This is a genomic window from Yersinia proxima (genome assembly GCF_902170785.1).
Taxonomy (GTDB): domain Bacteria; phylum Pseudomonadota; class Gammaproteobacteria; order Enterobacterales; family Enterobacteriaceae; genus Yersinia; species Yersinia proxima.
Genome location: NZ_CABHYG010000016.1, coordinates 91873 through 105232 on the forward strand (window position 1 = coordinate 91873; position 13360 = coordinate 105232).

Genomic DNA, 13360 nt, shown 5'->3' on the forward strand with positions numbered 1-13360 from the left:
ATGACTGATAATCAACAAAAAGGCTCTTTGTGGTACAAAATGCACATTGACCTGCCGTTTCTGCTTTGCGTACTGGCGCTGCTGGCTTATAGCGCCTTCGTGATGTGGAGCGCCAGTGGGCAAGACATGGGTATGATGGAACGCAAAGTCGGTCAAATTGCGATGGGCCTGGTTGTGATGCTGGTCATGGCGCAGATCCCGCCCCGCGTCTATGAAAGCTGGGCACCTTATCTCTATTTTGTCTGTGTCATTTTACTGGTCTTGGTTGATGCATTTGGTCAAATCAGTAAAGGGGCGCAGCGCTGGCTGGATTTGGGCTTTATTCGCTTCCAACCCTCTGAAATTGCGAAAATTGCGGTTCCCTTAATGGTCGCACGCTTTATGAACCGCGACGTCTGCCCTCCGTCATTGAAAAATACCGGTATCGCGCTGATTTTAATCTTTATGCCGACCTTATTGGTGGCCGCACAACCCGATCTGGGCACCTCTATCCTGATCGCAGCTTCCGGATTATTTGTTCTGTTCCTTTCCGGTATGAGTTGGCGTTTGATTGCCATTGCAGCCATTTTGGTCGCCGCATTTATTCCTATTCTCTGGTTCTTCCTGATGCATGGCTATCAGCGAGACCGCGTGATGATGCTGCTAGACCCCGAAAGTGATCCGCTCGGTGCGGGCTATCATATTATTCAGTCTAAAATTGCTATTGGTTCCGGTGGGTTATCAGGTAAAGGCTGGCTACACGGAACTCAGTCGCAGCTGGAATTCCTGCCAGAACGTCATACAGATTTTATCTTTGCTGTACTGGCAGAAGAGTTAGGTTTAATCGGTGTGCTGGTGCTATTAGCCCTCTATTTGTGCCTGATTATGCGGGGTTTGGTGATTGCCGCTCATGCGCAAACCACCTTCGGCCGAGTCATGGTGGGCGGGCTAATGCTGATACTCTTTGTATATGTGTTTGTTAACATAGGTATGGTAAGTGGAATTTTACCTGTGGTTGGCGTACCTTTGCCTTTGGTCAGCTACGGAGGCTCGGCGCTGATAGTATTGATGGCCGGGTTTGGTATCGTGATGTCGATACATACTCATCGAAAAATGTTATCTAAGAATTTATAGAGGTGAGCAATGCGTAAGGAATGGCTTTGGATCGGCATCGCAGGTGTATTGCTATCAGCATGTACCAGTCAATCTCCTGCACCCCAGCAGCAAGTGCAGCAGACATACAATGGCCCGGTGGTAGAAATAAGCGGTGCAGAGCCACGCTATGAACCTTTCAATCCTAATTTTAATCAGGATTATAAAGTGAATGGCCAGTCTTACAGCATCGTTAAAGACCCACAAAACTTCAGTCAAGTGGGTCTGGCAGCATGGTACGGTGAAGAGGCTAATGGCAACTCGACAGCAACGGGCGAAATCTTTGATCCCAATGCATTGACGGCAGCCCACCCTACTCTGCCCATCCCAAGCTATGTGCGAGTCACTAACATTAGCAATGGTCGCCAGATTGTGGTGCGCGTCAATGACCGCGGCCCCTATACTCCAGGCCGGGTAATTGATTTATCCAAAGCTGCTGCTGACCGCCTAAATATTTCGAATAATACTAAGGTGAAGATTGATTTCATCAATGTAGCACCTGATGGCTCATTATCTGGCCCTGGTATGGTTGGCACCACCATCGCGAAGCAAAGCTACGCATTACCAAGCCGCCCGGATCTCACTTCCAGCGGTATGGGCACCCCGATTCAGCAGGATGCTCCGACAGTCAGTGCGCCTGTGCGCCCTATCGATAACAGTCATTTGTCCGGTGCCGATGCGACCCAGCCGGTTGCACCACAAAGCAGTGGCTTCCTGCGCGCATCTACCCCCGTGCCCGCAGGAGTGCTCGAAAGTTCAGAACCCGCGCTGAGTTCACAATCGGTACAACCACCGGTAGTCGCTAACCCCGGCCCAGTGACCTCGTCAGTGGCAGCAGCACCGGCTGCCGCCCCATCTTCATCTGGTGGCTATGTGGTTCAAGTGGGCGCACTGAGTGATGCAAGCCGTGCCCAAACCTGGCAGCAAAGTCTGAGTCAACGTTTTGGTGTACCAGGGAAAGTCGCTACCAATGGCAGTGTCCACCGTGTTCAGCTTGGGCCATTTAGTAGCCGCCAACAGGCAGTTGAACTGCAACAGCGTCTGTCGAGCGAAGCTCAACAGCAGTCATTTGTGGTTGCGGCACCTTAAACATACATAGCTTGTAGCAATTTAAGTCTAACCAAACAAAAATAACCGTAACTCCCTGTGCTAACAGAATGTTACGGTTGAATGCATAAGCGCCACATGAGTTTATAGCCAAATTAATTGGCGTTGTAGCAAGGCTGCAGCGTCAAGTCAGAAGGCTATGGTATGATGTGGCACGTTTTTTAACTTACACCCACGGATGTTGTTGTCCTGATCATGAAATATGTAACTACTTCTCGTATTATCAAGAGCCTGGCGCTCGGCACTGTTATTGTTATGAGCGCAGCATCTGCTGCAAACGCTGATGACGTCAACTTAAAAACCATGATCCCTGGCGTACCACAGATCGACGCGGAAGCCTACGTTCTGATTGATTACAACTCCGGCAAAGTATTAGCAGAAATGAATGCCGATGCACGCCGCAATCCTGCCAGCCTGACCAAAATGATGACCAGCTACGTCATTGGGCAAGCCATCAAAGCAGGTAAAATCGGGCCAGAAGATATGGTTACCGTAGGTAAAGATGCGTGGGCGACCGGCAATCCTGAGTTCAAGGGCTCTTCGTTGATGTTCCTGAAGCCAGGTGACCGTGTGCCAGTGTCTAAACTGACCCGAGGTATCAACCTGCAATCGGGTAACGATGCTTGCGTTGCTATGGCAGATTACGTTGCTGGCAGCCAGGACTCATTCGTAAACCTGATGAACAACTACGTTAAAGCGCTGGGCCTGCAAAATACCCAGTTCAAAACTGTTCACGGCTTAGATGCCGAAGGGCAGTACAGCTCTGCACGCGATATGGCGCTTATTGGTCAAGCGCTGATCCGTGATGTACCAGATGAGTATGCCATCTACAAAGAGAAAGAATTCACTTTCAACAATATTCGCCAGATGAACCGTAATGGTTTGCTGTGGGATACCAGCTTAAATGTTGATGGTATTAAAACCGGCCATACTGAAGCTGCCGGCTATAATCTGGTGGCATCAGCTACCGATGGGCAAATGCGTTTGATTTCAGCCGTTTTAGGTGGTCACACTTATAAAGGCCGTGAAACTGAAAGCAAAAAACTACTGACCTGGGGCTTCCGTTTCTTTGAAACTGTCGCACCATTGAAAGTCGGTAAAGAGTTTGCTTCAGAGCCAGTTTGGTTCGGTGACAGTGACCGAGTGCAGTTGGGTGTGGATAAAGACGTCTACCTGACTATTCCACGTGGCCGAATGAAAGACTTGAAAGCCAGCTATGTTCTGAATACTCCAGAAATTCATGCTCCACTGGCGAAAAACCAGGTTGTCGGGATGATTAACTTCCAGTTGGATGGCAAAACCATCGATCAACGCCCACTGGTTGTCATGAATGAAGTTAAAGAAGGCGGTTTCTTCAGCCGCATGGTGGACTACATCAAACTGATGTTCCACCGCTGGTTCGGCTAATCGCTGGGCTTGAAAAACAGCAGACTGCCCCCACATTATAAATAATGTAAAACTCCCGCCTCGGCGGGAGTTATAATTTTAGAGTCGGATGTTTTTATTCTAACACCAGTCCGACAACAATCTGTCCGTCAAACCCCAGGAGCGCACATGAAAACTAAACTGAACGAACTGCTTGAGTTCCCTTGTCCCTTTACCTACAAGGTAATGGGCATTGCTGAACCTCAACTGGTTAACCAGGTGGTTGAAGTGGTACAGCGCCATGCTCCGGGCGATTATACCCCACAGGTAAAACCGAGCAGCAAAGGCAACTATCACTCTGTTTCCATTACCATCACTGCGACCCATATCGAGCAAGTGGAAACGCTGTATGAAGAATTAGGTAATCTTGAATTGGTCAGAATGGTGCTGTAATACCGTTTAAATATTGACCACCTATAGATGGCCCACACTGCTAAATCAGCTGTCGGGCCTTATGCTTTACGACCAAATTATCGCTTTCATCCGTCAAAATAGTGCCTCGACACAGCTGGGCTGGTATACTGACGCCACCATTTCTGTAACCAGATGATGCCTCGCTTGCAACAACACAAGATCATTTTACGTCAGCTAGGGCTACAACCCTATGCCCCCGTATCTCAAGCCATGCATAATTTCACTGAGTTTCGCACCGATGCCAGCGCGGATGAAATCTGGCTGGTTGAACATCAACACGTCTTTACTCAGGGTCAGGCAGGAAAAGCCGAACATGTTCTGATGCCCGGTGATATTCCGGTTATCCAAAGTGACCGCGGGGGCCAGGTCACTTATCATGGCCCAGGCCAACAAGTCATGTATATCATGATTGATCTCAAGCGGGCCAAATTAGGTGTGCGGCAGCTAGTCACCGCCATTGAAAACACCGTGATTGAGACGCTAGCCCATTTAGATATTGAATCACAAGCTCGCCCGGATGCTCCCGGTGTTTATGTGGATCAAGAGAAAATTTGTTCATTAGGTCTGCGCATTCGCAGGGGCTGTTCATTCCATGGTCTGGCATTAAATGTTGCAATGGATCTGGAACCCTTCCAGCGCATTAATCCCTGTGGCTACGCAGGCATGCAAATGACGCAAGTCAGCGCGCTGAAAGCGGGTACTACTATGGCCGATGTTCAACCGATACTGGTGCGCGAATTTACCCGTCAGCTAGGTTATCCCGATGCCGAGCAACAGTCGTGGTCATTGGCTGATTATTTATCGGTAGACGCTCAATAGCCCGGCAATAAGCAATGTGAAGTATGAATAACGCTCCCACAACAACTCAATACGGCGCTATTTACAAACGCCTACAAAATTGGGGGCTGAATGGGACAGGCTAAAGATGATATAATTTTTAAACAATTTTCAAATTTTTTTTAACGACGCCACATCCCGTTGAATTTAATTAAAAATCTCAAGTTGAGAGATTCAGAACTGGAACCTGCACGATTATGAGTAAACCGATTCAGATGGAACGCGGCGTCAAATACCGCGACGCAGATAAAATGGCGCTAATCCCGATTAAAACCGTGGTTACCGAACGCCAAGAGCTGCTACGTAAACCCGAATGGATGAAAATCAAACTTCCTGCTGACTCCAGCCGCATTCAGGGTATTAAAGCAGCAATGCGTAAAAATGGTCTGCACTCGGTTTGCGAAGAGGCCTCCTGCCCCAACCTGTCGGAGTGCTTTAACCACGGTACAGCGACCTTTATGATCCTCGGCGCAATTTGCACCCGCCGCTGCCCATTCTGCGACGTTGCCCACGGCCGCCCAGTGACACCGGATGCCAATGAGCCAGAGAAATTGGCGCAAACCATCAAAGATATGGGCTTGCGCTATGTGGTTATCACCTCGGTTGACCGTGATGATTTACGTGATGGCGGTGCCCAGCACTTTGCAGATTGCATCTCAGCGATTCGAGCCAAAAACCCAACCATTAAAATCGAAACATTAGTGCCAGATTTCCGTGGCCGTATGGATAGAGCATTAGATATTTTGACTGTCACACCACCTGATGTCTTTAACCACAATCTGGAAAACGTTCCACGGGTATATCGCCAGGTTCGCCCAGGGGCTAACTATGAGTGGTCGCTTAAATTATTGGAGCGTTTTAAAGAAGCCCATCCAGATATTCCTACCAAATCTGGTTTGATGGTCGGTTTGGGTGAAACCAATGCTGAAATCGTGGAAGTTATGCGTGATTTACGCCGTCATGGCGTCACTATGCTGACGCTGGGGCAATATTTACAGCCTAGCCGTCACCATTTGCCTGTGCAGCGCTATGTTAGCCCAGCGGAGTTTGATGAAATGAAAGCGGAAGCCATGGCGATGGGCTTTACCCATGCGGCTTGCGGCCCATTTGTTCGCTCCTCTTACCATGCTGACCTGCAAGCAAAAGGGTTGGAAGTCAAATAAGCCAATCGGGCCTGAATAGTTGTTCAGGTTCGATTGAAATATTTTATTACACCTTAAATCGCAGACAATCAAAAACGGATTTCCATTGGAGATCCGTTTTTTGTTTATCAGCCCGGTTTTTATTACCTGCCAATACAATCAGTCTTTATGTTCGATAGGTGGCTTGACTTCGGTTGCTGATTTAGACTCTGCAGTCGTGTTGACTGAAGGAGTATCGTCGTTGCCCATCGCCTTTTTAAAGCCTTTCAGAGCCGCGCCTAAATCCGCACCCAACGTGCGCAATTTGCTAGTACCAAACAACAACACAATTAATATGCCGACTACCAGCAATTTGGTAATACTGATACCTTCCATATACACCTTCTTGATTAGCACTGTTCATTAGATCATGCGCTATTTACGAATAAATTGCCGATTAAAACAAGAGTAATATGTAACAGATTTCGTTAGTGAACTATGATTTACTCAAGAGTCTGTTCTTCTTTATTTTGACTCATTCCGGATGAGACATTGCCGTTAACATCCCCCCAAAGCATAAAAAACGAGGGAGCCGCCAATTGCCTTATTCTAGTAGAATCAATACCCGTCGATCTGGGTTAAGTTTTGCTAAAAGGACTTATTTACCCCGAGTATTTGGCTTAGGTATTGGTATGTTTTGTGTAGGCTCCGTGCTCTACACGCAAAATGCCTCATTATGGCTATGGTTCATGCTCGTCCTTAATGGACTGGCCTGGCCACATATTGCATACCTGCTGGCCTCACGCTCTGAACAACCGTTTGAGCAAGAAATCATAAACATGAAAATAGACTCGGCACTCGGGGGAGTCTGGGTTGCAATAATGTCATTTAATGCTCTGCCATCCGTCGTTATTCTCTCAATGATGAGTATGAACAATATTGCTTCTGGTGGAAAAAACGTTTTTTGTAAAGGACTGGCATTGCAAATAGCTTGTAGTTTACTGACTGCATGGATATTTAATTTACCCTTTAAACCTGAGACCTCTCCGTTTCAAGTATATGCCTGTCTACCAATGATAATCATTTACCCTTCCCTACTTGGATTAGTCACCTATCGAACCGCAAAACGTCTGGCTGAAAATAAAGAAGAGTTATTACGCATCAGTGTCAGAGATGGATTAACAGGACTGTATAACCGCAGGCATTGGGAGCATCAACTCCATAACCAATTTGATAGTTGTCGACGCTACCAACATGGTGCCACGTTAATTTTATTGGATATCGATAATTTTAAATCTATTAATGATACCTTTGGTCACGCTGTGGGTGATGAAGCTATTACTGTTCTCGCGGAAGAGTTACTGCTGGGGTTGCGAGCCATTGATATTGTTGGCCGCTATGGTGGAGATGAGTTTGGTGCTATTTTACCTAATACGACTGCCGAACAAACGCGGGAAGTATTAATGCGAATTCAGGAACGGTTGGCTGATTTAGTTTTTACTCAGGCACCGACATTGCAACTCAGAGTCAGTGCCGGTATCGCGGATTACCGTCATGACATGATTAACTATCAGCAATGGTTAAAAGCCGCCGATTCAGCGCTATATTTGGCAAAAGACAATGGCCGCAACCGCATTGAACTGGCAAGTTAAATAACGGCAAAATTCCGATGTAGTGATATTTAAAGAAAGGTGTTTATGTTTAATACATTGCTTGCAGTATTTATTGGTGGTGGTGTGGGCAGTGTCGCCCGTTGGTTGGTTAGTATGAAGCTAAACAATTTTTCCCCCAATATCCCGGTGGGAACACTTATTGTAAACCTGGTCGGTGCTTTTATTATCGGCCTGACATTAGCACTGTTCACCCGAATTGCACACATTGATCCTGTTTGGAAATTACTCATTACTACCGGCTTTTGTGGTGGGTTGACGACATTTTCAACCTTCTCCGTTGAAGTTGTCTATTTACTTCAGGATGGGAAATTAGCTTGGGCTGCTGGCACAGTTGCACTTAATCTGGCCGGTTCACTTGCCATGACAATGCTGGCTTTCATATTGGTTAATTACTTTGCTGCTCAATAATCGTGGATCAAAGAGCACCACTGTTTACTGCATCTTAATGTTTTCTTAATCTACGAACCGGATAATTATTTAGCAGAGAACAGTTAGCCAATGGGGTGACTGATGTGCTGGATAGATCCTATGTTTAGTTTACCCAAAACAGGAACTGAATGGCTGGCAGTTATTTTTTGCCTGGTTATCACCGTTGCCTTTTTAAGGGCATATCTCTTTTAGCCCACTCTCACGTCAATGCTTGTTGACACGATAAATAAAAAACCCGCCTGATAACAATGAGGCGGGTTTTAAGAGATATGGGCTACTTAGATAGCGATAACATTAGCAGCTGATGGCCCTTTGGCACCGCTCGTGATTTCAAATTCTACACGCTGGCCTTCAGCAAGAGTTTTGAAACCGTTGCTAGCGATGGCTGAGAAATGAACGAAAACGTCTTTGCTGCCATCTTCTGGGGTAATGAAACCAAAGCCTTTAGCTTCATTGAACCACTTTACGCTACCTTTAATCTTAGACATCAAACTTACCTTTACGTGAATGTTGGACACAAAATGTGTGTCCAATACAGTACAGCAATAGAACTGTTTTTTGTCCACGGCAGAGATCACAAAAAACAGAGAAAAAGTGAAAACCCTACCTTTTATGCTCAATTTTTAGCACAGAAATCCATATTTTTATCTTTTACAACTCACCCTAACTAGCCCTAAAAAAGTGCCAGACTGTATCTGAAAGCATTTCACCTGTATTATACTTGTCCATTGGATACGCTAATACGAGATGCATGATGAACGGTAGAATAACAACTTTTTTTGAAGATAAAGGTTTTGGTTTTATCACCGATGAGAACGGAGATAACCGTTATTTTCACGTTATTAAAGTTGCTAATCCCGAGATGATTAAAAAAGGTGCGGAAGTGACCTTCGAACCAACAACCAATACCAAAGGGCTGTCAGCATTTGCGGTGAAAGTGGCTATCGAGAGCAAATACATTTTTATTGCCAATGAACGAATTAAACTTACCAGCATTAAGTCCTTCAATACTTTTACTAAAGAAGTACCTGCGCAGGCTGAAGTCGATAAAGCCAATACCATCCTGTCAGTCAATTTACTGATGAATAAAATCCGACCGCAGGAAGAGGATATCTCAGAAAAAACAGTGCCATTGAAAATGTTATCAATTACAACATTCCAAAATGTCACATATACATTCTCTGAACATGAAGTTGATATCGACAGTACGATTGCTAAATTGAAGAGTATTTAATCCCAATTTGCTTTGACTAAAATAACGCGCCTCTATAAACAGCCCCAAATAGCGTTGGGGCTGTCCGATATTCCCAGTTTTTTGAAGCTGGCATCCCTGCCTGCTAACACTAGACAATCCCTTTGGCATTCTCTGATGTTGACGGAAAAAGCAACCAAAAATTCAGTCCATTATTTATATTAACTATTTGAACATAAACATTTTAATTAACTCAACGTCAGTACGAGCCCCCAGTTTTTTCATGGCAGACCGTTTTTGTCCACTGACTGTCTTCTCACTTTTTTTCAAAATCTTGGCGATATCGCCACCGGAAAAACCCTCATTAAACAATTTCAACACGATATTTTCATTGGGTGTTAAATACTGCCGTTCAGATGACGGCAAGTTTAGAACTCTCGTGGATTTTCGCTCGGATAAATTATCTTTAAGCCCACGAAGTTTACGTTTGAAAACAGTCGTAATCTTATTAGTAACAGTATCGACGCAGTCTTCTCTGAAAATCATCGTTACATTGTTGAACCTTGGGATACCCTGCAAGAAACTATTCAAACGAGCATCACAAATCAAAAAAACATCTGCTTCTGAAGGCGCTTTATCCAACCGTTTTAAAGCATCGAAGAAACTGAACTCATCAACCCCTATAAAAATGATATCTGCAGAATAAAATGCTTTACGATAGAATTTGATCTCTTTTTTGAATCCTAGAGATGTAAATATCTTTTTTACGATAGTTACCATACCTAGTGTTTGATATTTGTCATTATCAACGATCATACAGCTTATCATATTGGCCACACCCGCTAGTGCTTCAGCACTCTATGAATTGTTAACTCACATCTGTTTGTGATGAAATAAAAGCTATTAAATATTATGAAGATAGCCCAGAAACACCGTACTTTTGAGTAAACCATAGAGCCGTTATGAGATATATAGGAAGTCAACACCGGAGGATGTAGGAAACGTCTTTTTCTCAAAAGAATATTTCTCGTTTTTTATTTCGAGTTAAATCTGCCAGACGTGACAGCATTTGGATAATATGTAAAAATAGTGAAAAATTAATAGCCTAAATAGGAAAGTTCTAATGTTAGACCTCCGCCATCAGCAGCTGGATATCTCATTTAACTCTATTTCGAGCCGAACAATTATATGAGAAACGTCGGTTTACATGCGCTAAAAACATTAAGCTGCTTTTCTGCCGTTACCTTTTATTCTGCCAGTAAAACCTGTACCGAACAGTGCTTTTTAGGTGGAGAAGTAATGAGTGTCCTGTACTTTTTGTCGATCATCGCCACCCCACTATTTTTTATGATTATCGGTTATATCGACTCTAGTGATGAGATAGATCAAGCAGATATACTCAGAAAATTAAAATCTATCATAACCATTATCATTTTCTGGAACGTGCTTTTCTACTTTATCAATGAAGATGGTTTCAAACGAGGCTACTTTCTACAAAGTTGGCTACTATTTAGTATTGCTATCATCTACCTGATTAACCCCATAATATCTAAAGTATTAAAAAGTAACAGAACAGCTATCATCACACTCTCGTGCCTGGTTATATTTTCTATTTCCATTGATTTAATAAGTGCATTCAGTGAAAGACCATATCTAATTGATTTTCCACAATATTTTAGATTATGGACATGGGTATTTTATTATATGACCGGCAGATTTCTCTGTTCTAAAATTTGCCAAAAAATAACCAAATTGCCGAGAGTACGTCTTGCAGCAAAAGTGCTTCTTATCCCGACAGCAATTTCAATGTATTATTATGAAAGTTTTATGTCGATACATGTATATAAAACAGTGAATGCAGGCTATTTCCTAGATAATTTACACGTTTTAATACTGAGTTTATGCTTCTTTGTGATATTTGATAACTTTGACACTAAATCTGAATGGATAAAGAAAACGTTGGCCTATATCAGCCCATCCATGATCGGAGTGTATATCTTGCATGATGGGATTTTCTATTTTATTGCCAGCGCATATAACTTATCTGATGTCACATTGAGGTTCACATTACTGTTGTCAGTATTTGCGGCCTCAGTCCTGTTATCACGAATTCTATTACTTAATAAATACACGTCACGTTTTATCTCGTTTTGATAGATATTACCCGCCTCCATACGAAGTGGTGGCGGGTCAGATATGCAGCAACAACAAAACTCACGCAAGATAAAATAGACTAGCAGAATCACCTAGATCGGAGACAACAGGCGATGGGTGGTAGCAGGCATTCCTGTTCAACACTTTTCATTATTGAATCTGAATCAAGGTCAGGGTATTGCCGAATACTGCGCCAGTATCAATATAGAGCTGGTTTTTAAATAGTGATGGTTTTACCAGCGGCGTGTGACCAAAAATAAATTTATCAGCCCCGGAGATCTCATCACTTTCTCCCTTCATCGCCGCGTTAAGGCGCTTACGATTCCATAAGACTAAATGTTCATCAACAAATTTGCCGTAAACATACTCATCTGAAGGATAATCAGCATGAGCGATAACATATTTCCCGTTGTCAGTCGTAACCTCAATTACCAATGGCAGCTGTTCGGCCTGTTTAATCAACTGTTCAACTTGATATCTATTATTTCCTTCCAATAAGAAGAACCAGCGCCCGCCATTGGCTATCCAGGTATCAGCCTCATCGCCGGCCAGCACATCAATGGCCATTTGCTCATGATTGCCACGAACAGCACGAAACCAATATGCATTAAGCAGTTCATAACATTCCGTATTCTGAAAGCCGCGATCAGCCAGATCTCCCACAGAAACAAGTAAATCAGACGAGCGATCAAAGGCAACTCGACCCAAACTATCCATCAACTTTTTATAGCAGCCATGAATATCACCAACAACAAAGATACGCCGGTATTCACTGCCATTTATTTTTTGGTACATAGTAGGCCTCACTGTCAGTGTATTGCCTACTTTAATTTTAGCTTAATTGCTCACTTTATGAGCATCAATGTGAGGTTTAGTTAAAAATAGAGGGGAATGTGGTGAGTTTCAACACACGGAAATTTTTTGTTGATAGATACACGTCACTCTCGTAGTGTGGGAAGTCTTTTTGAATGCTATTTCAAAAATAAAATAAGCCGCCCTCCAGCGGCTTATTTTACATTGAAAGGACTACAAACCGCCTTAGGATCACTGAGGCCGATATATGTCTCTGTAGTGGGCTAATCTTTCCCGGAAAAAATCGAGTTCATCGGATGAAAGTTTTGCTTCAATTTCATCAACTTTAATTTTCTTTTTTTGGTTTTCCATAAAAGCAATCGTGGATGCCACAAAGTCCAGGCTGGTATGGCAATATGCCGATACCAATTTCTCAAGTGCTGACATGTTAACCTCCTTACTGGCCTAGCACATTGTAAAATTTAACACAAATAATTATATTAAAACCGAGAGCAAGATCAACTTACAGGAGATCGGTCACCTGTGAGAATTCCAGACCTGGTGATATTATTGATTTTGCCAGATATAAATTGGAGTAAGTATTTTGCCGTGGATCGATGATTTTTAGTGGGTTTTCCGTTATGGTTCGGATCATCTTTCTAAAGTTCACAATTTATAACGAGAACAGAATTGAAAATAAGAAAAACAACACTGATTATGATAGCGATTGCGCTGGCAGTATTCGCTTATACTTATTTTACTGGGGCCTAGTGCTATTAAAGTTATGTTAAAAGTCATTGCACAAGATTTTATAAAACCAGATCACATCAGTGATGTCATGCCGCTTTATAGAGAATTAGTGGAAAAAACGAAACTTGAACCCCTTTGTATTTCCTATAATTTATATATAGATCATAAAAATCCTGGCGACTTCGTATTTATTGAAGAATGGCCAGACCAAGCAGCATTAGATATACATTGCGCAACAGAGCATTTCAGACGACTGGTTCCACAGATCAATCAATATCAGCGAAAAGAGTGCACATTCATCTTTATGCACCCTTTTGAATAGCATTTTAAAGCAA

16 protein-coding genes are annotated in these 13360 nt (G+C 43.5%); 11 read left to right on the forward strand and 5 right to left on the reverse strand.

Going from position 1 to position 13360, the window contains the following annotated elements; genetic code table 11:
* The 6 genes from mrdB (at nucleotide 1) to lipA (ending at nucleotide 6077) form a co-directional block, all read left to right on the forward strand.
* Nucleotides 1-1113, forward strand: coding sequence for a peptidoglycan glycosyltransferase MrdB (mrdB, locus tag FTB31_RS14180; RefSeq protein ID WP_011816839.1), 1113 nt, complete (start codon nucleotides 1-3; stop codon nucleotides 1111-1113).
* Nucleotides 1114-1122: 9 nt separating this feature from the next.
* On the forward strand, nucleotides 1123-2220 hold the full coding sequence (gene rlpA, locus FTB31_RS14185) for an endolytic peptidoglycan transglycosylase RlpA (RefSeq protein ID WP_050077658.1): 1098 nt from the start codon (nucleotides 1123-1125) through the stop codon (nucleotides 2218-2220).
* A gap of 213 nt (nucleotides 2221-2433) precedes the next feature.
* On the forward strand, nucleotides 2434-3645 hold the full coding sequence (dacA, locus tag FTB31_RS14190) for a D-alanyl-D-alanine carboxypeptidase DacA (RefSeq protein WP_050077657.1): 1212 nt from the start codon (nucleotides 2434-2436) through the stop codon (nucleotides 3643-3645).
* 147 nt (nucleotides 3646-3792) lie between these two features.
* The gene (ybeD, locus tag FTB31_RS14195) at nucleotides 3793-4056 is read left to right on the forward strand and encodes a DUF493 family protein YbeD (RefSeq protein WP_050077656.1); all 264 of its coding nucleotides are present in this window, start codon (nucleotides 3793-3795) and stop codon (nucleotides 4054-4056) included.
* 153 nt (nucleotides 4057-4209) lie between these two features.
* Entirely contained in the window at nucleotides 4210-4896 is a 687-nt protein-coding gene (lipB, locus tag FTB31_RS14200) for a lipoyl(octanoyl) transferase LipB (RefSeq protein WP_227731494.1), read from the forward strand.
* Nucleotides 4897-5111: 215 nt separating this feature from the next.
* Nucleotides 5112-6077 (forward strand): lipoyl synthase, encoded by a 966-nt coding sequence (gene lipA / locus FTB31_RS14205; protein WP_004712243.1) that lies wholly within the window; start codon nucleotides 5112-5114, stop codon nucleotides 6075-6077.
* A 138-nt stretch (nucleotides 6078-6215) separates the two neighbouring features.
* On the opposite strand, the gene tatA is transcribed toward lipA, so the two are convergent.
* Nucleotides 6216-6431, reverse strand: a complete 216-nt coding sequence (tatA, locus tag FTB31_RS14210; protein ID WP_227721725.1) for a Sec-independent protein translocase subunit TatA — start codon at nucleotides 6429-6431, stop codon at nucleotides 6216-6218.
* Between the two features lie 203 nt (nucleotides 6432-6634).
* On the opposite strand from tatA, the gene FTB31_RS14215 reads away from it, so the two are divergent.
* Both FTB31_RS14215 and crcB read left to right on the forward strand, forming a co-directional pair.
* Nucleotides 6635-7687: a diguanylate cyclase gene (locus tag FTB31_RS14215; RefSeq protein WP_227731495.1), complete on the forward strand. Its 1053-nt coding sequence runs from the start codon at nucleotides 6635-6637 to the stop codon at nucleotides 7685-7687.
* A gap of 45 nt (nucleotides 7688-7732) precedes the next feature.
* Complete coding sequence (gene crcB / locus FTB31_RS14220) at nucleotides 7733-8116, forward strand: fluoride efflux transporter CrcB (protein WP_227731496.1); 384 nt, start codon at nucleotides 7733-7735, stop codon at nucleotides 8114-8116.
* 299 nt (nucleotides 8117-8415) lie between these two features.
* Here the strand turns inward: crcB and cspE are convergent, their stop codons facing one another.
* Complete coding sequence (gene cspE / locus FTB31_RS14225; RefSeq protein ID WP_004716300.1) at nucleotides 8416-8625, reverse strand: transcription antiterminator/RNA stability regulator CspE; 210 nt, start codon at nucleotides 8623-8625, stop codon at nucleotides 8416-8418.
* A gap of 266 nt (nucleotides 8626-8891) precedes the next feature.
* On the opposite strand from cspE, the gene FTB31_RS14230 reads away from it, so the two are divergent.
* Nucleotides 8892-9371, forward strand: a complete 480-nt coding sequence (locus FTB31_RS14230) for a cold-shock protein (RefSeq protein ID WP_077293636.1) — start codon at nucleotides 8892-8894, stop codon at nucleotides 9369-9371.
* A gap of 183 nt (nucleotides 9372-9554) precedes the next feature.
* On the opposite strand, the gene FTB31_RS14235 is transcribed toward FTB31_RS14230, so the two are convergent.
* The gene (locus tag FTB31_RS14235; protein WP_050077648.1) at nucleotides 9555-10145 is read right to left on the reverse strand and encodes a helix-turn-helix transcriptional regulator; all 591 of its coding nucleotides are present in this window, start codon (nucleotides 10143-10145) and stop codon (nucleotides 9555-9557) included.
* A gap of 372 nt (nucleotides 10146-10517) precedes the next feature.
* Between FTB31_RS14235 and FTB31_RS14240 the strand changes: the two genes are divergently transcribed.
* Nucleotides 10518-11483: an acyltransferase gene (locus FTB31_RS14240; protein WP_050077647.1), complete on the forward strand. Its 966-nt coding sequence runs from the start codon at nucleotides 10518-10520 to the stop codon at nucleotides 11481-11483.
* 150 nt (nucleotides 11484-11633) lie between these two features.
* On the opposite strand, the gene FTB31_RS14245 is transcribed toward FTB31_RS14240, so the two are convergent.
* Together FTB31_RS14245 and FTB31_RS14250 are read right to left on the reverse strand one after the other, a co-directional pair.
* Nucleotides 11634-12278 (reverse strand): metallophosphoesterase, encoded by a 645-nt coding sequence (locus FTB31_RS14245; protein ID WP_050077646.1) that lies wholly within the window; start codon nucleotides 12276-12278, stop codon nucleotides 11634-11636.
* Between the two features lie 249 nt (nucleotides 12279-12527).
* Nucleotides 12528-12722 (reverse strand): glycogen synthase, encoded by a 195-nt coding sequence (locus FTB31_RS14250; RefSeq protein WP_050077645.1) that lies wholly within the window; start codon nucleotides 12720-12722, stop codon nucleotides 12528-12530.
* A 337-nt stretch (nucleotides 12723-13059) separates the two neighbouring features.
* Here FTB31_RS14250 and FTB31_RS14255 point away from each other — a divergent pair, with 337 nt between their 5' ends.
* Nucleotides 13060-13347: a putative quinol monooxygenase gene (locus FTB31_RS14255; RefSeq protein ID WP_050077644.1), complete on the forward strand. Its 288-nt coding sequence runs from the start codon at nucleotides 13060-13062 to the stop codon at nucleotides 13345-13347.
* The last annotated feature ends 13 nt before the right edge of the window (nucleotides 13348-13360 follow it).